Source organism: Amycolatopsis sp. Hca4, assembly GCF_013364075.1.
Lineage (GTDB): Bacteria > Actinomycetota > Actinomycetes > Mycobacteriales > Pseudonocardiaceae > Amycolatopsis.
Genome location: NZ_CP054925.1, coordinates 4,172,919 through 4,190,723, shown reverse-complemented (window position 1 = coordinate 4,190,723; position 17,805 = coordinate 4,172,919). Strand labels below are relative to the sequence as shown.

Sequence of the window (17,805 nt, the reverse complement as noted above, 5' to 3'; positions counted from 1 at the left end):
GGGGCCGCGACGGCGCCGGGCGAACCCGGGCCGAGCGCGCCGGCCGGACCGAGCTCAAGCGGACGGGATCCAGTCCGGGTCCGAGGCCAGCACGATCAGCTGCTGCGTCGCCCGGGTCAGCGCCACGTACAGCACCCGGCGGCCCGTCGTCGACTCGCTGATCAGGTCCACCGGCTCCACCAGCACCACCGCGTCGTACTCCAGGCCCTTCGAGTCCAGGCTGCCGACGACCTTGAGCCGCTCGTCCGCCTGGCCGGCCAGCCAGCCCGTGACCTCCGGCACCCGGTCCATCGCCGTGATGACGCCGACCGTGCCCTCGACCGCGCCCAGCAGCTCCTTCACCGCCGCCTGGGTCGCGGACGCCAGCCCCGCCGCCTCCACCGGGCGGACCTCCGGCTCCACCCCCGTGCGGCGGACCGCCACCGGCAGCTCGCCGGACTCCGCGTGGTTCGCCACGACCTTCGCCGCCAGGTCGAAGATCTCCGCCGAGTTGCGGTAGTTCGTGCGCAGCGTGTACCGCCTCCGCGCCGTCTTGACGCCGAAGGCCTGGTCGCGGGCCGAGGCCGCCTCCGCGGGGTCCGGCCAGGAGCTCTGGACCGGGTCGCCGACCACCGTCCAGCTCGCGTACTTGCCGCGCCTGCCCACCATCCGCCACTGCATCGGCGACAGGTCCTGGGACTCGTCGACGACCACGTGCGAGTACTCGTCGTAGTGCTCCGGCCGCGTCGGTGCCCCGCCCGAGCGCTGCGGCTCGACCTCGATCACCTGGCGGCGCTTGCGCTTCGGCGGCGGCCCGACCAGCACGCGCAGCTCGTCCAGCAGCGCCACGTCCGCGATCGACCAGCCCCGCGACCGGTCCGCGAAGTCCGCGGCCAGCATCGCGATCTCCGGCCGGTTCAGGATGCCCTTGGCCGCCGCGGCCAGGCGCTTTTCGTCGCCCAGCCACTTGAGGATCTGCGCCGGGTACAGCACCGGCCACCAGACGACCAGGAAGCGGTGGAAGTCGATCCGCTCGCCGAGGTCGGTGATCAGCTCGGCCCGGTCGAGCTGCCTGCCGTCGTCCTTCGCGTGCTCCTCGGCCTTCGCGGCCAGAGCATCCAGCAGCAGCTCCGCCGCCCGGATCCGCGACCGGTTCGGCGGCGCGCCCTGCGTGTGGGCCTTGCGACGGACCTTCTCCAGCTCGCGCGCGTTCAGCTTCAGCACTTCGCCGCGGTAGACGATCCGCATCTCCTCGGGTGCTTCCGGCGGCGTGTCGCGCAGCGCGCGCAGCAGCACCTTCCGCATCCGCAGCGACCCCTTGACGGCGGCCAGCGGCGCCGCGTCCTGCCGGGTCGCCTCCAGGCCGTCGAGGACCTCGCCCAACGCACGCAGTTCGACGTTCGTCTCGCCCATCGAGGGCAGGACCCGCGAGATGTAGCTGGTGAACACCCCCGACGGCCCGATGACCAGCACGCCTGCCCCGCCGAGCTGCCGCCGGTAGCGGTAGAGCAGGTAGGCCGCGCGGTGCAGGGCGACCGCCGTCTTGCCGGTGCCCGGCCCGCCGGTGATCTCGGTGACGCCGCGCCACGGCGCCCGGATGACCTCGTCCTGCTCCTTCTGGATGGTCGCGACGATGTCGCGCATCTTCTCGCCGCGGGAGCGGCCGAGCGCGGCCATCAGCGCGCCCTCGCCGACGATCTGCATGTCCTCGGGGACGGCGTCGGCGATCAGCACGTCGTCGTCGACGTCGAGGACGTTCTGGCCGGAGCAGCGGATCACCCGCCGCCGCACGACGTCCATCGGCTCCTCGGCGGTGGCCTGGTAGAACGCCGCCGCGGCCGGCGCGCGCCAGTCCGTGACCAGGTTGTCGAACTCGGCGTCCCGGATGCCGAGCCGCCCGACGTACACCCGCTCGGAGTCGAGGTGGTCGAGCCGGCCGAAGACGAGACCCTCGTACTCGGCGTCGAGCGTCTGCAGCGTCTGGTTGGCGTGGTGGACCATCATGTCGCGCTCGAACAGCATCGACGCCTGCTCGAAGATCGCCTCGCGCTGCGCGCCCTGGCCGATCTCGTAGCCCTTCGTACGCATCGCCTCGGCCTGGGCCTTCAGTTCGTCCAGACGGGTGTACACGCGATCGACGTGGGCTTGTTCGATGGCGATCTCGGCCCGTCTGACCCGAGGTTCGGACACGCATGGCTCCTTGACAGCTTTGGGATCGCCTCCGAGGGCGAAGAACGACTCTACGCGGTGGCCCGGGCGGGGACACCCGTGTCCCGGTCATCCGCGCGGTGTGCCTCCCCCGCACAATCGGGGGGTGACCAGGATCGTGGCCGGGACGGCGGGCGGGCGGCGGCTGAAGGTGCCGCCGAAGGGCACCCGGCCGACATCGGAACGCGTGCGGGAAGCCCTGTTCAACGCCCTGGAGACGGCCGGCGAGCTGGACGGCAGCCGCGTTCTCGACCTCTACGCCGGCTCCGGTGCCCTCGGTCTCGAAGCCCTCTCGCGCGGCGCGGCGGACGCGCTGTTCGTCGAGTCAGACCGGCGGGCGGTGGACGTCCTGCGCGGCAACGTCGCGGCGCTGGGCCTGGGCGGCACCGTCCGGGCCGGGCAGGTCGAGGCGGTCGTCGCGGCCCCCGCGCCCTCGGCGTTCGACCTCGTGCTGGCCGACCCGCCGTACGCCGTCGACGCGGCCGCGCTCGGGTCCGTGCTGGCCGCGCTGGGCGCGGGCGGCTGGCTGGCGGCGTCGGCGCTGGTGGTGGTCGAGCGGGCCGCCCGCGACGGCGAGCCGGACTGGCCGCCGGGCTTCGAGCCGACCCGGACGAAGAAGTACGGCGACACGGCCGTCTTCTGGGCGGAGTTCACGGCTGTGGCGTGAACCACGCGGCGGAAACCGGCTCCGGCACGGTAGCGTCCGCGCCATGCGGCGTGCGGTCTGTCCCGGTTCCTACGACCCGGCCACCAACGGCCACCTCGACATCATCGAGCGGGCCAGCCGGCTGTTCGACGAGGTCGTCGTCGCGGTGGGGGTCAACCGGTCGAAGAAGGGGCTCTTCGAGGTCTCCGAACGGCTCGAGATCCTCGGTGAGATCACCGCGAAGCTCGGCAACGTGCGGATCGACTCGTGGGAGGGCCTGCTGGTCGACTACTGCCGCGACAACGACATCGCGGCGGTCGTCAAGGGCCTGCGCTCGGTCAGCGACTTCGACTACGAGCTGCAGATGGCGCAGATGAACCGCGAGCTCACCGGCGTCGAGACGCTGCTGATGGCGAACAACCCGGCGTACGGTTTCGTGTCCAGCTCGCTGGTCAAGGAGATCGCCGCGCTCGGCGGCGACATCGAGCGGTTCGTGCCGCCGACGGTCTACGAGCGCCTCTCGGAGAAGTTCCCGAAGCTCGGCGGCTGACCCTCCACAAGGGACGCGTGTCCGGTTCCCGTCGTTCGGCCCCCTCCGTTCGTCGGGACTTCGGCCCCGAGCTGCGGGAGTTCACGTCGGCGTCTCCTGACGATCATTCGATCGGGTTACGGTCCGAAAATGACCAACTACCGATCGCGCCTGGCTGCCGTCCTGCTTGCGCTCCTGGCGACGCTGTTCGCCGGGACCGCCACGCCGTCTCCGGCCGTCGCCGCGCAGAACGCCTGCGGGAACCTGTCCGGCTTCTCGCACACGACGCTCTCCGCGCTGCCGGCGGAAGCGACGACGACGTACAACCTGATCCAGACGGACGGGCCGTTCCCGTACCCGAACAACGACGGCGTCGTCTTCGACAACCGCGAGGGCATCCTCCCCGCCTGCGCGTCGGGCTACTACCACGAGTACACGGTGCCGACGCCGGGCTCGAGCACCCGCGGCACGCGCCGGATCGTGACCGGCAGCGCCGGCGAGTACTTCTACACCGGCGACCACTACGCCACCTTCAAGCTCATCGACATCGGCGGTGGCGGCACGCACGCGTGCGGCGACCTCTCCGGCCTGGCGAAGATCGGCTACTCGCAGCTGTCCTCGGCCGCGAAGACCGTGGTGGGCAACGTCCGCAGCGGCACGGCCACCGGCACGACCTACGAGAACCGCGAAGGCGTGCTGCCGTCGTGCGCCTCCGGCTACTACAAGCTCTTCACCGTCGGCACGAACGACCGCGTGATCTCCGGCAAGGCCGGCGAACTGGCCTACACGCCCGACCACTACGCGACCTTCAAGAGGATCGACCTGAATTCCTGATCCCGTGCAACGCGTCGCGCCCCCTCGTCCGTGAGGTACACCGGATGACGGTCGAGGAGGCGCGATGCGGGCTGCGGACGACGCGGACTTCCGGGAGTTCGCCCGGGCGCGCGCGAGCGCGCTGAGGCGGACGGCGTACCTGCTCTGCGGCGACTGGCACCTCGCGGAGGACCTCGTCCAGGTGACGCTGCTCAAGCTGTACCGGGTCTGGCCGAAGATCACCCGGCGGGGGCCGGTGGACAACTACGCCCGGCAGGTCCTGCTGCGCTGCTGGCTCGACGAGCAGCGGCGGCCGTGGCGGCGCCGGGAACGCCGTGACGGCGTGGTGCCGGACCGGCCCGCGTCCGCTCCCGAGACCGGGATTTCCGATCCGCTCCTGCGTGCCCTCGCCGAAGTCCCGCCGAAGCAGCGCGCCGCCGTCGTGCTCCGCTACTGCGCCGACCTCCCGGCGGCCGAAGTCGCCGAGGTGCTGCGCTGCTCGGAGGGGACGGTCCGGAGCCAGGCCGCACGCGGTCTCGAGACGCTCCGGGGCGTGCTGGAGCACAGCGCGGAGAGGAGCGCGTGATGCCCGACCTCGAAACCCGCCTGCGCGAGGTGGCCGTCCCGGAGCCGCCGCTCGGCTTCGACACCGACGAGGTCGCCGACCGCGCGGCCCGGCACGTCCGGCAGCGGCACGTGGGGATCGCCGGCACCTTCGCGCTCGCCGCGGCCGTCGCGGCCGTGGTGGTGTTCGCTCCCGGGCCGGTGCCGGCTGCCGGTCCGCCGTCCCCGCCTTCGCTCGCCGAGCAGGCGAGAATCCGGCAGGCGCTCGCCGCCGCCGTGACGGGCCTGTACCCCGGGGTGCGGAACCTGACGGTCGGCACGTCGCCCGCCGACGCCATCGGCCCCGCCCGGATGGCGGTGACCGCCACCTTCGCCGACGCGTCCGGGCAGCCCGGGTCCTTCCAGCTGACGGTCTACGGCAGGCGGTCGCCGGGCGACCACGTGCCGGTGGCCCGGTCCTGCTCGGAGCTGAATCCCGCCGGGCTGCGCTGCGATCGGATCCCCCAGCCCGCCGGGGCCGTGCTGCTGGTGTCCGAGGCCGCCTACGTCAGCGAGGAGTCGTTCGTGAAGCTCCGCGGCCTCAACGGCGTCCTCCGCCGGGCCGACGGCTCGGCGGTGACCATCCTGGACGCCGCCGACGACGCCGCCGACTCGGTGCAGCTGACCGAGGAGCAGCTCGTGAAGGTGATCACCGATCCGGCTTTCACGCTGTCCGGGTGACTCCGGCGCCGGGCGTGGTCCCGGGGGACACGCCCGGCGCCGGTCGCGTTCACCGCTTCGGCGCCCGATGCGGGCAGACTGGTTCACAGCGACAGGGGATTGGAGTTGCCGTGTACCGGGTTTTCGAGGCGCTCGACGAGCTCGTCACCATCGTCGAGGAGGCGCGCGGCGTCCCGATGACGTCCAGCTGCGTGGTGCCCCGCGGCGACGTGCTCGAACTCCTCGACGACGTCCGCGACGCCCTCCCGGCGGAGGTCGACGACGCCCAGGACGTCCTCGACAAGCGCGACGACCTGATCCACGCCGCCCGCAAGGAGGCGGGCGAGACGGTGGCGGGCGCGAACGCCGAGGCCGAGCGCGCGATCGCCGACGCGACCGACGAAGCCGAGCGCATCCTCGCCGACGCCCGCGCCCGCGCCGAGCAGATGCTCGCCGACGCCCACGACCAGGCCGACCGCACGGTCGCGGCGGGCCAGGCCGAGTACCAGAACCTCACCGACCGCTCCCGCGCGGAGTCCGAACGGATGATCCAGGCCGGCCGCGACGCCTACGACCGGGCCATCGAGGACGGCCGCGCCGAGCAGGCCCGGCTGGTGGCCCAGACCGAGGTGGTCCAGGCGGCCCACGCGGAGTCGGCCCGGATCGTCGACGAGGCCCACGCGGAGGCCGACCGCCAGCGAGCGGAGTGCGACGCGTACGTGGACGGCAAGCTGGCGGAGTTCTCCGAGCTGCTCGCCACCACGCTGCGGACGGTGGACTCGGGCCGCAACCACCTGCGCTCGCCGGCCAACCTGCCCAGCTCGGGCGGACGGCCGACGCTCTACGACTACCAGGTGTGACAAGGCTCTCGGCCGTCACCCGCCCGGCGGGGTGTCCCAGCTCAAAAGGGGTGGCGACCGGTGCGTACCCTGGACGGGATGTCCGAGAACAAGACCCCCCAGCTCGACGACCGCAGCCCGTGGGTGATCGACACCCGTGAGCTCGGCCGTCACGCCGGCCTCAGCCGCGCCGTCCGGCGCAGCGTGCCGGTGGAGACGCCGCTCGGCGTCCCCGACGTCATCACCATCGAAGCCGGCTCCGAGCTGGAACTCGACCTGCTGCTCGAGTCCGTCGTGGAAGGCGTCCTGGTCAGCGGCACCGCCCGCGCGACCGCGAAGGGCACCTGCGCCCGCTGCCTCGACCCGCTGACCGAAGAGGTCGAGGTCGAGGTCCAGGAGCTGTTCGCCTACCCGGGGTCGGCCACCGAGGAGACCACCGAAGAGGACGAGATCCCCCGGCTGGTCGACGACCGGATCGATCTCGAGCCCATCGTCCGCGACGCCGTCGTGCTGGCCCTGCCGCTGGCTCCGCTGTGCACCGAGGACTGCGCCGGGCTCTGCACGGACTGCGGCGTCAAGTGGGCCGATCTCGAGCCCGGACACGGGCATGAGAAGATAGATCCTCGGTGGGCCGCACTCGTGGAGCGATTCGACGAGAACGCGGGCGAAAAGCCTGCGCCGGGCCCCGCTGAGCAAGCCTGACGAGCGCCAGCTCGTTCCGGAGGAAAGTTCGCTCGCACGACCGCGAGCAGACCGTCATAAGGAGATTCACTCGTGGCCGTCCCGAAGCGGAAGATGTCGCGATCCAACACGCGCTCCCGCCGCAGCCAGTGGAAGGCGGCTCCGGTGCAGCTGGTGCCCTGCTCCAACCGCGCCTGCAAGCAGCCGAAGCTCCAGCACGTCGCGTGCCCGTCGTGCGGCCAGCACAACGGCCGCCAGGTCGTCGAGCCCGCCTGATCGGGTAGCCGACATGGGGGGCAAGACGCCCGGGGGACCCGCAGCCGATCCGGCGCCGTTGCTCGAAGCGCTCGGGGTCACTCTCGACCCCGAGCTGCTCCGGCTTTCGCTGACCCACCGTTCGTACGCGTACGAAAACGGGGGTCTGCCGCCGAACGAGCGGCTGGAGTTCCTCGGTGACGCCGTGCTCAGCGTCGTCGTCACCGATCACCTGTACAACACACACCCCGACCTGCCCGAAGGGCAGCTCGCGAAGCTCCGCGCCAGCGTCGTCAACATGCACGCACTGGCGCGGGTCGCGCGCGGGCTCGGCGAGGGCGGCCTCGGGGCACACCTGCTGCTGGGCAAGGGCGAAGAGCTCACCGGCGGCCGGGACAAGGCGAGCATCCTCGCCGACGGCCTGGAAGCGGTGATCGGTGCCGTCTACCTGGAACACGGCATCGAGATCGCGCGCAAGCTCGTGCACCACCTCTTCGACGGCCTGCTCGCCGAAGCGCCGCTGCGCGGTGCCGGCCTCGACTGGAAGACGAGCCTGCAGGAGCTGACCGCGTCGGCCGGACTCGGCGTGCCCGAGTACAAGGTCGAGGACACCGGGCCGGACCACCGCAAGGAGTTCACGGCCACGGTGCTGGTCGCCGGCCGCCCGCTCGGGCACGGCACCGGGTCGACGAAGAAGGAAGCCGAGCAGAAGGCCGCCGAGACGGCCTGGCGTTCGCTGTCCGCCGAACTCGAGGCGCAGAAGCAGGCCGAACCGGAGTCCTGATCAGCGGGAACCCCCGTTGACGGCACCGCCCTTCCCTCCGTAGCGTGTTGATCATCCGCCGCGCGCTCGTACTCGATGGAGAGGTTTGGGCGGATGCGTCTGTTCTTCGTACCCCTGATCGCCGCGGCGCTCGTCGTCGTCCCCGGTTCGCCGGCGTCGGCCGCGCAGGTCCGCGTCACCTCGCTGACGGCACTGCAGTCCGCGATGGACAAGGCGAACCCCGGTGACACGATCGTCCTCGCCGACGGTTCGTACTCCGCGGGCTCGACGTTGTCGATCAAGCGGTCCGGCACCGCTTCGGCGCCCGTGACGATCGCCGCCGAGCACACCGGCGCGGCGACGATCACCGGCTCGAAGACGTTCTCCTTCTCCGGAGGCGTCTCCAATGTGGTGCTGCGCGGGTTCAAGTTCCGCGGCAGCGCTTCGCTGTCGGTGCCCGCGGGCGCGTCGAACAACCGGTTGACCCGCAACGACTTCCAGCTCACCGCCGACGGGAACTGGGTCACGGTCAGCGGCGACGACACGGTGGTCGACCGCAACGTCTTCCAGAACCGCACCAGCCAGGGCGTCTTCCTGCAGATCCTCGGCCCCTCCGGCGCGATGGCGAAGCGCGTCCACGTGCACCACAACTACTTCTACAACCATCAGTTCTCCGGCTCGAACGGCGGCGAGTCGATCCGGCTGGGGCTGAGCGACCGCCAGTCGTACACCGCGAACGCGCTGATCGAGAACAACCTCTTCGAGAAGGCCGACGGCGACAGCGAGGCGATCTCGGTCAAGTCGTCCGACAACGTGGTGCGGGACAACACGATCCGGGACAGCCGGGGCTACATCGTGCTGCGTCACGGCAACCGCAGCACCGTCGAGAGGAACGTGCTGTTCGGCTCCGGCATCCGGTTCCACGGCAACGACCACAAGATCGTCGGCAACTACGTCGCCAACTCCGGCGGGCGGGCGATCGTGTTCGGCTCCGGTGACGAAGCCGACAGCGGGCCGACGAGCAAGCTCCACGACCGGCCGGACCGCGACACCGTCGCCTACAACACGGTGATCGGGTCGAGCAGCGTCATCGACGGCGACGGCGGGAACTTCAAGCCGAAGGACTGCGTGGTCGCGGACAACATCGTCAAGGGAACGTCCGGGACGCTGGTGACGCTGCCCAGCGGGTCGACGGTGAAGTACGAGGGCAACATCACCTTCGGCGGCACGGCGGGGATCCCGTCGCGCAGCGTCGACCCGAAGCTGGTCAAGGACGCCGCCGGGCTGTACCGGCTTTCGTCCGGCAGCCCGGCGATCGACGCCGGTGCCGGGTCGTACCCGTACGCGGCGAAGGACTTCGACCTGCAGGCCCGCTCGGGCACCTTCGACGTCGGCGCGGACGAGTACTTCGCCTCGGGGACGACCCGCGTTCCGCTGACGAAGGCCGACGTCGGCCCCACCGCGCCGTAGGTGCCTTTCCGAAAACTGTCGGACCCCCCGGGCACAATGGCGGCATGCCCGAACTTCCCGAGGTCGAAGTGGTCCGCCTGGGTCTGCAGGCGCACGTCGCGGGGCGGACCATCCGCGAGGCGGAGGTCCTGCACCCGCGCGCCATCCGCCGGCACGCACTGGGCGCGGATGACTTCACGCTGCGGCTCGCCGGCACCCGCGTCGAAGCGGCGCGGCGGCGGGGCAAGTACCTGTGGCTGGAGCTGTCCGACAAGGAGGCGTTGCTGGCCCACCTGGGGATGAGCGGGCAGATGCTCGTCCAGCCGGAGGGCGCGCCGGACGAGAAGCACCTGCGGGTCCGGCTGCGCTTCGACGACGACGGGCCGGAGCTGCGCTTCGTCGACCAGCGGACGTTCGGCGGCCTGGCGCTGGACGACCTCAGCGACATCGGCGGCGACGTGCTGCTGCCGGACACGATCGCCCACATCGCCCGCGACCCGATGGACCCGCAGTTCGACCTCGACACGGCGGTGCGCGCGCTGCGGTCGCGGCGCACGGAGGTCAAGCGGGCCCTGCTGGATCAGACGCTGGTGTCGGGCATCGGCAACATCTACGCGGACGAAGCGTTGTGGCGCGCCCGCCTGCACTGGTCCCGCCCGACGGAGAAGCTGACCATGGCGAAGGGCCGCGAGCTGCTGACGGCGGCGTCGGACGTGATGAACGCGGCCCTGGGCGCGGGCGGCACGTCGTTCGACGCGTTGTACGTGAACGTGAACGGGCAGTCGGGGTACTTCGACCGCTCGCTGGACGCGTACGGCCAGGAGGGGCTGCCGTGCCACCGCTGCGGCACGGCGATCCGGCGGGAGCCGTTCATGAACCGCTCGTCGTTCTCGTGCCCGCGGTGCCAGCGGCGGCCGAACTCGGGTAGATAACGGGGGTTTGCCTTTCAGCTAGGATGAATATGCCTGGTAGCTGAGGGAGTGCATCGTGGTCAAGGAGCCCGGAAAGTCGACACTGGCCGACAAGATCGACCGGCTGTTCCACGTGGTCCGCAGGCCCGATCGGGAGCCGTACAGCAACGAAGAGGTGGCGAAGGCCTGCCGCGAAGCGACGGGCGAGAGTTTTTCGACGACGTACCTGTGGCAGCTGCGCACGGGCCGCCGCGACAACCCGACCAAGCGCCACCTCGAGGCACTGGCCCAGTTCTTCGGAGTCCCCCCGGCGTACTTCTTCGACGACGAGCAGAGCCGCAAGATCGCGGAGGAGCTGGCCCTGCTGGGCGCGTTGCGCGACGCGGGGGTGAGGGACCTGGCGCTGCGCGCGGTGACATTGTCGTCGGACGGCCTGGACACGATCAGCGACATGATCGACGCAATAGCCCGAAGGGAGGCCGGCCGCGGCACCCCGAAGAGGGAGGGCTGAGGGTCGCCGCCCGGGTGGGCCCGGTGTCGGCAGGGGATTGCGGTCGGCTGCGGCGGGTCGGCGATGGGGCTTGCGAGCGGTCGCGGCGAGGCGGTGGGGTCGGCGGGCTCGCGGGGGATCGGGCCTGACTGCCGGGAGGGGCGGTAGGTGTGCGAACCAACGCCGCGCCGGTGGCGTGGGCAGGCTCGCGGGAATCGGGTCTGGCTGCGGCAGGATGGCGCGCAGCCGCCGCGAGCTCGCAGTGTCCGCGCGAAGTTGTCCGCGGGGCACCACGTCTCGCGTCCCGAGGCCGTCCGGGTATCGTCGCGAACCGCCGAGCCCGCTGTGGGGAACCGCCGGCCGGGTCCGCACGTCGGATTTTCCCCGGCCGCGCAACCAGTGGCGCTCTGCCGCGTTGATCCGGCTGGAACCGTCCGTCCGCGGCGTGGTGAAGGAGGGCTGAGGTGGCGCGACCATCGTGGCGGCGGCGACCCGCCCGCTCGCTCTGGCAGCGGGCCCGTCGGGTCGCCGATGCTGTCAGCCTGCCCCAGCCGTTCGATGCCGCCGGCTTCGTCGCCGGACTGGCCGCCGAGCGGGGGCGGCCCATCGAGCTGATGCCCGTCAGCGCTCCCGAAGGCGCGCCGTGCGGGTTGCTGATGAGCACCGAACGCGCCGACTACATCCTCTACCCGACCAACACGACCGCCCTGCACCGGCAGCACATCCTGCTGCACGAGGTCGGGCACCTGCTGTGCGGCCACGTCGGTGCCGACGCCGGCGCCGACGGCATCGCCATCGACGCCGCCGCCGGGCGGCAGCTCATGCCGAACCTCTCGCCCGAGCTCGTCCGGCGCGTGCTCGGGCGCACCACCTACACCGAAACCGAAGAGCGCGAAGCCGAACTCGTCGCCAGCCTGCTCGCGCAGCGCGTCGTCCGGCCTGCCGAGCCGCGCGAACCCGCGCCCGGCGTCCCGGACGGCGTGCGGCGCTTCGATTCCCTCTTCGGCCGCCGCACGCCGTGATCGAAAGCCTCGCCTACTACCTCTGCCTCGCCGGCTTCGCCGGGTTCGGCTACAAGCTGATCGAGGCCCGCCGCAGCCAGCCGGCGCGCACCATGTGGTTCCTCGCCGGGTTCGGCATCTGCATCGCCGCCGGCATCGTCGTGCTGACGCCGGCGATGTCGGCCCTCGCCGGTCCGGGCCCGGTGGCCGAGTGGGTCCTGAGCCTGGCCGGCGACGAGCTGAAGCTGGGGGCGATCGGCTTCGCGGTGGCGTTCACCCAGTCGGTGTGGCGCGGCGAAGGCGCCCGGCTCGCCCCGCACGCGCTGTTCACCGGAGCGACGATGGTGCTCCTGGCGGTGTGCTTCGCGCTCTCGGAGCCGCGACGCATCGGTGACAGCACGGTCTTTTCGGACGCGGGCGTGCCGTTCGCCCTGGCCGACAAGGTGGTGTTCCTGCTCTACAGCCTGGTCAGCCTCGGCCTGCTGTTCGCGGTGTTCGTCCGCAGCGCGTGGCACGCGGAGCCGGGGCCGTTGCGCGCGGGGCTGTGGCTGCTGGTGGTCGGCGTGGGCGCGGCGACCGGGTGGACGTTCTGGGACGTCGACGACGTCGTCCAGCTGGCGAAGACGGCCCGGATCGGCGCCCGCGAGGACCTCCCGTCGTCGATCCTCGCCGCGGTGACGGTCGTGTTCGTGGCGGCGGGCGCGACGCTCAGCGCGTGGTCGCCGGCGGTGACATCGGTGCTCGGCCGCTTCCGCGCGTACCGGGCGTACCGCCGCATCGAGCCACTGTGGACGGCGCTGCGCACGGCGGTCCCGGGCATCGCGCTGGACCCGGGCCGCAAGCTGGCGGGGGGAGCGGAGTTCGCGCTGTACCGCAGGGTGATCGAGATCCGCGACGGCCACCTGGCCCTCCGAGCCCACTTCGACCCGGACCTCCCGGCCCGGGCGGAGGCGGCGGCCCGCCGGGCGAGAGTCCGCGAGGCCGAGGTGGCGGCAACGGTGGAAGCAGTGACCCTGGCCGCGGCGATCGAGGCGGGCCGGGCGGGCCGCCGCTTCGAACGCGAGCCGGACCGCAGCGAGCAACCGGAGGCCGACGCGGACGTGGCCGCCGAGGCGGCCTGGCTGGTCCAGGTGAGCCGAGCTTGGCGCCGCCGCGACGCGGTGGTGGAGAAGGTGGAAGCGGCCACGCCCGGCTAGCGAGCTTCAGAGGCTGTACCCGATTCACCTGCGGCCCGCCCGCCGCCGCGACCCGAGTGCACCCGTCCCTCACCGCGGATACCGGGCCCCGCTCACCGTCACCCGCAGCGTGTACACCGAGCTCGAAGCCGTGATGAACAGCTCGTTCCCCCTCGCGCCGCCGAACGTGAAGTTCGAGCACACCTCCGGGATCCGCAGCTTCCCGATCCGCGTGCCGTCCGTCGCGAAGCAGTGCAGCCCGTCGTGCGCCGCCGCCCAGACCTGGCCCTCGCTGTCCACCCTTACCCCGTCGAAGCCGCCGCTGTCGCTCGTGGCGAAGACCTCGCCGCCCGTCAGCTTCCCGTCCGGGCCGACCTCGAACACCCTGATGTGGCTCGGGTCCTGGCGCGTGTCCGCGATGTACAACCGCGACTCGTCGGCCGAGAACGCCAAGCCGTTGGGCCTGCTGAAGTCGTCCGCGACGATCTCCACCGAGCCGTCCGGCGCCGCCCGGTACACGTGGCACGCGCCGATCTCGCTCTCCGCCTTGTACCCCTCGTAATCGCTGTCGATGCCGTAACTCGGGTCGGTGAACCAGATTGACCCGTCCGAGTGCTCGACCACGTCGTTCGGGCTGTTCAGCCGCTTCCCGCGGTACTCCGACGCCAGCACCGTGACCGAGCCGTCGTGTTCGGTGCGCGTCACCCGGCGGGGACCCTGCTCGCAGCTGATCAGCCGGCCACGGCGGTCCACCGTGTGACCGTTCGCGTACCCGGACGGCTGACGGAAGACCCCCACGTGACCCGTCGTCTCGTCCCAGCGCAGCGTGCGGTCGTTCGGGATGTCGCTGAACACCAGGTACCGGCCCGCCGGGAAGTACGCCGGGCCCTCGGTCCACCGGCAGCCGGTGTGCAGGCGCTGCATCCACTCGTCACCGTTGATCGGCCGGAACCGCTCGTCCAGCAGCTGGAAATCCGTTTTGACCAGGTCCATCACCCCAGAATGGCCCTCCGCCGTGCACACTACTGTGCAATGCGTGGTACCTTCCCAAGCGTAAGACTGGAGGGTGCAGTGGAGATCAGTCAGCTGCTCAAGGGTGTGCTCGACCTCGCCGTCCTCGCGGTCCTCCGCGAAGAAGACGGCTACGGGTACGACGTGCTGAGAAGACTCCGGGCCGCCGGCCTGGACGAGGTGGGGGACGCGTCGGTGTACGGGACGTTGCGGAGGCTCTACAAGGCCGGCCTGCTCACCTCGTACGTCGTGCCCAGCGAAGAGGGTCCCCACCGCAAGTACTACAGCCTGAACGAGCCGGGCCGGACGCGCCTGGCGGAGTCGGGCAAGACGTGGCAGAGCTTCGCATCGACGATGAACGTGCTTTTGGGAGAGGCAGCATGAGCGACAAGCCGACCGCCGTGCGGGTGTATCTGGCGCGGGTCCGGACCGCGCTCGCCGACCTGCCCGCGAGCGAGATCGAAGAGATCCTCGAGGACGTCCGCCCGCACCTGGCGGAACTGGAGGCCGAGCTGGGGGAGGGCGCCCGCGTCGAGGCGCTCATCGAACGGCTCGGGTCTCCGGAGAGCTACGCCGCCGAGCTGCGCGCGTCCGGTGGGTACCCGGCGCCGGCGGAAGGCGCGACGCAGGTGCTCGCGACGCCCGCGCCCGGCCTGGCGAAGCCGCGGATCGCGTTGTGGGGCCTGGTGTTCTCCGCGCTGGGGCTCGCGCTGCTCGCGTTCGGCGCCACCATCACCGTCAACCCGGACGTCTTCGCCGGCTTGCTGCTGTTCGCGCCGGTGTTCGTCGTCAGCCTGGTGCTGCTGCTGCGCGGCGGGGTCGAGCCGGTGCTGGCGCTGCCCGAAGTCGGCTGGCTGCGCACCACCATGGCCAAGGGGCGCGAGCAGGAGGACGCCGGCAGGTTCCTGCGCTACGCCGGTTCGCTCAAGCCGGCCTGGTGGGTGCTGTGCGCCATCGCGCTGATCTGCTTCGGGCTGGTGTTCATGCTGCGGCACCGGGATGCGGTGCTGCTGCTGCCGTTCCTGATCCTCGCGGCGGTCGCGGCCCTGTGGGCGGGCCCGAGGGTCCGCGCGGACCGGCGGCTGCTGTGGGTGGCCGTGCCGATCTCGGCGTTCGTCATCGGCGGCGCGCTGGGCGGCTTCGGCGCCGCCCTCGACCTCTTCGCCCGCGGGAAGTCCTACTCGGGCCCGTCGACGTACTACCCGTCGGCCGACAACTACGGCAACGACCAGCTGACCTACGGCGGCCGTGACGTCGACAACGTCTACGCCTTCGACGCCGACGGCAAACCGCTGACCGAGGTCTACCTCTACGACGAAGAGGGCAGGCCGCTCACGCTGACCCGCTACGCCTGCGAGCGCTCGACCGGCGGGAAGCAGAAGATCGGCGAGGACAACCGGTTCCCCCGGCCGAAGATCGAGCAGGGCGTCACCGACGACCAGGGCAGCTACAACGGGTACAACGGCTACCGCGGTGCCTGCCGCGAGCTGGCGGGCGTGCCGTTCAGCGCGGCGATCCCGAAGGTGACGGTGCCGCCCGCGACACCGACACCGACGAGGTAGGGAACGGACGCCAGGAGCGGAGGTCGGGGCCGCTCCTGGCGTTCACCCGATCCGAACGCGCCCGAAACGTGCCGCGAACGCGGGCGTGCTGAGCTGGGTGGGTGCTTCCGGAAGCCTTCGCCCCGCAGACCCGGGTGATCCACGGCTACGAGCGCGCCTACCGGATGGCCGGGCGCGGCCCCGTGCTGCTCTTCCTGCACGGCATCGGCGACGACTCGTCGACGTGGCTGGACCTGCTGGAGTCGCTGGCCGGCGACTTCACGGTCATCGCGCCCGACCTGCTCGGCCACGGCTTCTCGGCGAAACCGCGCGCGGACTACTCGGTGGCCGCCTACGCGTGCGGCATGCGAGACCTGCTGACCACCCTCGACGTCGACCGGGTGACGGTGGTCGGGCACTCCCTCGGCGGCGGGGTCGCGATGCAGTTCGCCTACCAGTTCCCGGAGCGCTGCGAACGGCTCGTGCTGGTGGGCTCGGGCGGGGTCGGTGCGGGCGTCCACCCGCTGCTGCGCCTGGCCGCGGCGCCGGGGGCGGGGCTGGTGCTGCCGCTGCTGGGGACGCCGCCCGCGGTCGCGGCGCTGCGCGGGTTCGCCGGCCTGCTGCGGGTTTTCGAGGACACGGACCTGGACTACGTGCTGACCCGGTACGCGCGGCTGCTCGAGCGGGACACGCGCTCGGCGTTCCTGCGGACGCTGCGCTCGGTCGTCGACTGGCGCGGGCAGGTGGTCAACATGCTGGACCGGTGCTACCTGACCGAGGGCATCCCGACGCTGCTGGTGTGGGGCACGGAGGACAGCGTGGTGCCGAGCGGCCACGCGCTGCGGGCGCACCGGGCGATGCCGGGCAGCAGGCTGGTCCTCTTCGAGGGCGCCGGCCACTTCCCCCACCGGTCGGACCCGGAGCGGTTCCTGGAGATCCTGCGCGAGTTCCTGGCGGAGACACCGCCGGCCCAGTACGACCGCGCGCGCTGGGGGAAGCTGCTCCGCGCGGGCCGCCCACAACAGCAGCGGCTGGACACGGCGGAGATCCCCGACGCGCCGACGGTGTCCTCGGGCACCTGAGCAGCCCCCGTTTTCCACGCTACCGGTGGGCACCGACGGTTCCGGGTCATCGGCCGGGTGGGTGTGGACAAGCGGGCTTCGGCTCGGTGTTGTGGACAACTTGGGCCGGGGGTGGTGAATGCGCCTGGATCTGTCGGCCCGTGCCGGTAGCGTGGATTCGGGGGCTGCTCGGATCCTCGCGAGTGCGAAAACGCCGGCTGCGCGGACACGGTGGGGGAATCGCGGGCTGCTTGGACCCTCCCCGGTCCGGGCCACCGGCCGGGTGGGTGTGGACAAGCGGGGCTTCGGCTCGGTGTTGTGGACAACTCGGGCCCCGCGTGGTGAGCGCGCCCGGATCTGTCGGACCCTGCCGGTAGCGTGGAAATCGGGGGCTGCTCCGACACGGCGAAGGCCGCCTCCCGCAGGAGGCGGCCTTCGTGAACTACCGGATCAGCTGCCGAACGCGCTACCGGGTCAGTGGCCGAACGCGCTCCGCGCCGCAAGGTCGGCCAGCAACGCGCGCCCCTTCTCCGCGTTACGCGGCTGGGACAGCACGTCGTACCGCCGGGCCACCAGCTGGCTCTGCGAGATGAACCCGCGCTTGTTCCGGCTCACCGCGTAGCCCAGCGCACCGAACAGCAGGTTGAACCCGAGACCGGCGACGAGGCCGATCACGATCGGGACCAGGCCGGCGCCGGGGTTCAGCAGGCTGAGCATCAAGCCGAGGAACAGGCCGAACAGCGCACCGGAGGTCGCCGCGCTGCTCAGGACGCGGCCCCAGGACATCTTGCCCGCGACCCGCTCGACGAGCATCGGTTCCACGCCCACGATCGTGACGTCGGTGACGGGGAAGTCCGCGCCCGCGAGGTGGTCGACCGCCCGCTGTGCCTGCTCGTAGGACTCGTACGAACCGATCGGCCAGCCGGTGGGCAGGGTCGGCAGCTGGGGCCGGGCCTGCTGCTGTCCGATCGTGGTCTGCTGCGTGAATGCTGTGGTCATCGATCTCACCTCTCTTGTCCCGTCCAACGCACGGCGACCCCGGTTTCCTCCCGGACGGGCGAATTCACAGACTCTTCTCAGCCGGGCAGCCCGGACAATCCGGACACCACTCCAAAGGTTCAAAAAGATACCTTTTCCCCGGTTGACCCGGACGGGGTCACCGGGTAGGAAGGACCGACAAAGGATTCATA

Annotated in this window: 20 protein-coding genes; 17 read left to right on the top strand and 3 right to left on the bottom strand. The window is 71.5% G+C overall.

Translation table 11 applies throughout. From position 1 onward, the window contains the following. Window positions 1-54 precede the first annotated feature (54 nt). Window positions 55-2,169 carry an ATP-binding domain-containing protein gene (locus tag HUT10_RS18220; RefSeq protein ID WP_176172318.1) on the bottom strand — a complete coding sequence of 705 codons (2,115 nt, stop codon included), beginning with the start codon at window positions 2,167-2,169 and terminating at the stop codon, window positions 55-57. 124 nt (window positions 2,170-2,293) lie between these two features. Here HUT10_RS18220 and rsmD point away from each other — a divergent pair, with 124 nt between their 5' ends. The 14 genes from rsmD (at window position 2,294) to HUT10_RS18150 (ending at window position 13,023) form a co-directional block, all read left to right on the top strand. Further along, entirely contained in the window at window positions 2,294-2,854 is a 561-nt protein-coding gene (gene rsmD / locus HUT10_RS18215) for a 16S rRNA (guanine(966)-N(2))-methyltransferase RsmD (protein WP_176172317.1), read from the top strand. Between the two features lie 43 nt (window positions 2,855-2,897). Continuing rightward, window positions 2,898-3,383, top strand: a complete 486-nt coding sequence (coaD, locus tag HUT10_RS18210; protein WP_176172316.1) for a pantetheine-phosphate adenylyltransferase — start codon at window positions 2,898-2,900, stop codon at window positions 3,381-3,383. 129 nt (window positions 3,384-3,512) lie between these two features. Further along, on the top strand, window positions 3,513-4,196 hold the full coding sequence (locus HUT10_RS18205; RefSeq protein WP_176172315.1) for a ribonuclease domain-containing protein: 684 nt from the start codon (window positions 3,513-3,515) through the stop codon (window positions 4,194-4,196). Between the two features lie 64 nt (window positions 4,197-4,260). After that, window positions 4,261-4,761, top strand: a complete 501-nt coding sequence (locus HUT10_RS18200; protein ID WP_176172314.1) for a SigE family RNA polymerase sigma factor — start codon at window positions 4,261-4,263, stop codon at window positions 4,759-4,761. Beyond that, a complete protein-coding gene (locus HUT10_RS18195; RefSeq protein WP_176172313.1) occupies window positions 4,761-5,459 on the top strand; it encodes a hypothetical protein in 699 nt (232 codons plus the stop codon). The genes HUT10_RS18200 and HUT10_RS18195 overlap by 1 nt, the downstream gene beginning before the upstream one ends. A gap of 110 nt (window positions 5,460-5,569) precedes the next feature. Next, entirely contained in the window at window positions 5,570-6,298 is a 729-nt protein-coding gene (locus HUT10_RS18190; protein ID WP_176172312.1) for a DivIVA domain-containing protein, read from the top strand. Window positions 6,299-6,376: 78 nt separating this feature from the next. Continuing rightward, window positions 6,377-6,979: a DUF177 domain-containing protein gene (locus HUT10_RS18185; protein WP_176172311.1), complete on the top strand. Its 603-nt coding sequence runs from the start codon at window positions 6,377-6,379 to the stop codon at window positions 6,977-6,979. A 72-nt stretch (window positions 6,980-7,051) separates the two neighbouring features. Continuing rightward, window positions 7,052-7,234, top strand: coding sequence for a 50S ribosomal protein L32 (gene rpmF / locus HUT10_RS18180; protein WP_003090635.1), 183 nt, complete (start codon window positions 7,052-7,054; stop codon window positions 7,232-7,234). A gap of 13 nt (window positions 7,235-7,247) precedes the next feature. After that, complete coding sequence (gene rnc / locus HUT10_RS18175; protein ID WP_176172310.1) at window positions 7,248-7,997, top strand: ribonuclease III; 750 nt, start codon at window positions 7,248-7,250, stop codon at window positions 7,995-7,997. A gap of 93 nt (window positions 7,998-8,090) precedes the next feature. After that, window positions 8,091-9,446: a polysaccharide lyase 6 family protein gene (locus HUT10_RS18170; protein WP_176172309.1), complete on the top strand. Its 1,356-nt coding sequence runs from the start codon at window positions 8,091-8,093 to the stop codon at window positions 9,444-9,446. Between the two features lie 44 nt (window positions 9,447-9,490). Next, window positions 9,491-10,357: a bifunctional DNA-formamidopyrimidine glycosylase/DNA-(apurinic or apyrimidinic site) lyase gene (gene mutM, locus HUT10_RS18165; RefSeq protein ID WP_176172308.1), complete on the top strand. Its 867-nt coding sequence runs from the start codon at window positions 9,491-9,493 to the stop codon at window positions 10,355-10,357. Window positions 10,358-10,412: 55 nt separating this feature from the next. Then, complete coding sequence (locus tag HUT10_RS18160) at window positions 10,413-10,847, top strand: helix-turn-helix domain-containing protein (RefSeq protein ID WP_176172307.1); 435 nt, start codon at window positions 10,413-10,415, stop codon at window positions 10,845-10,847. A gap of 443 nt (window positions 10,848-11,290) precedes the next feature. Continuing rightward, complete coding sequence (locus tag HUT10_RS18155; protein ID WP_176172306.1) at window positions 11,291-11,848, top strand: hypothetical protein; 558 nt, start codon at window positions 11,291-11,293, stop codon at window positions 11,846-11,848. Further along, window positions 11,845-13,023, top strand: coding sequence for an MAB_1171c family putative transporter (locus tag HUT10_RS18150; protein WP_176172305.1), 1,179 nt, complete (start codon window positions 11,845-11,847; stop codon window positions 13,021-13,023). Before HUT10_RS18155 ends, HUT10_RS18150 begins: the two co-directional genes overlap by 4 nt. Before the next feature lie 69 nt (window positions 13,024-13,092). Here HUT10_RS18150 and HUT10_RS18145 read toward each other — a convergent pair whose 3' ends face one another. Next, the gene (locus HUT10_RS18145; RefSeq protein ID WP_176172304.1) at window positions 13,093-13,995 is read right to left on the bottom strand and encodes an SMP-30/gluconolactonase/LRE family protein; all 903 of its coding nucleotides are present in this window, start codon (window positions 13,993-13,995) and stop codon (window positions 13,093-13,095) included. A gap of 78 nt (window positions 13,996-14,073) precedes the next feature. On the opposite strand from HUT10_RS18145, the gene HUT10_RS18140 reads away from it, so the two are divergent. The 3 genes from HUT10_RS18140 to HUT10_RS18130 all read left to right on the top strand — a co-directional run bounded on the left by HUT10_RS18140 (window position 14,074) and on the right by HUT10_RS18130 (window position 16,636). After that, window positions 14,074-14,397 carry a PadR family transcriptional regulator gene (locus HUT10_RS18140; RefSeq protein WP_176172303.1) on the top strand — a complete coding sequence of 108 codons (324 nt, stop codon included), beginning with the start codon at window positions 14,074-14,076 and terminating at the stop codon, window positions 14,395-14,397. After that, window positions 14,394-15,575, top strand: a complete 1,182-nt coding sequence (locus HUT10_RS18135; RefSeq protein ID WP_176172302.1) for a DUF1700 domain-containing protein — start codon at window positions 14,394-14,396, stop codon at window positions 15,573-15,575. Before HUT10_RS18140 ends, HUT10_RS18135 begins: the two co-directional genes overlap by 4 nt. Before the next feature lie 101 nt (window positions 15,576-15,676). Further along, a complete protein-coding gene (locus tag HUT10_RS18130; protein ID WP_254896924.1) occupies window positions 15,677-16,636 on the top strand; it encodes an alpha/beta fold hydrolase in 960 nt (319 codons plus the stop codon). A gap of 453 nt (window positions 16,637-17,089) precedes the next feature. Here the strand turns inward: HUT10_RS18130 and HUT10_RS18125 are convergent, their stop codons facing one another. Further along, the gene (locus HUT10_RS18125; protein WP_176172301.1) at window positions 17,090-17,614 is read right to left on the bottom strand and encodes a general stress protein; all 525 of its coding nucleotides are present in this window, start codon (window positions 17,612-17,614) and stop codon (window positions 17,090-17,092) included. Window positions 17,615-17,805: the final 191 nt, after the last annotated feature.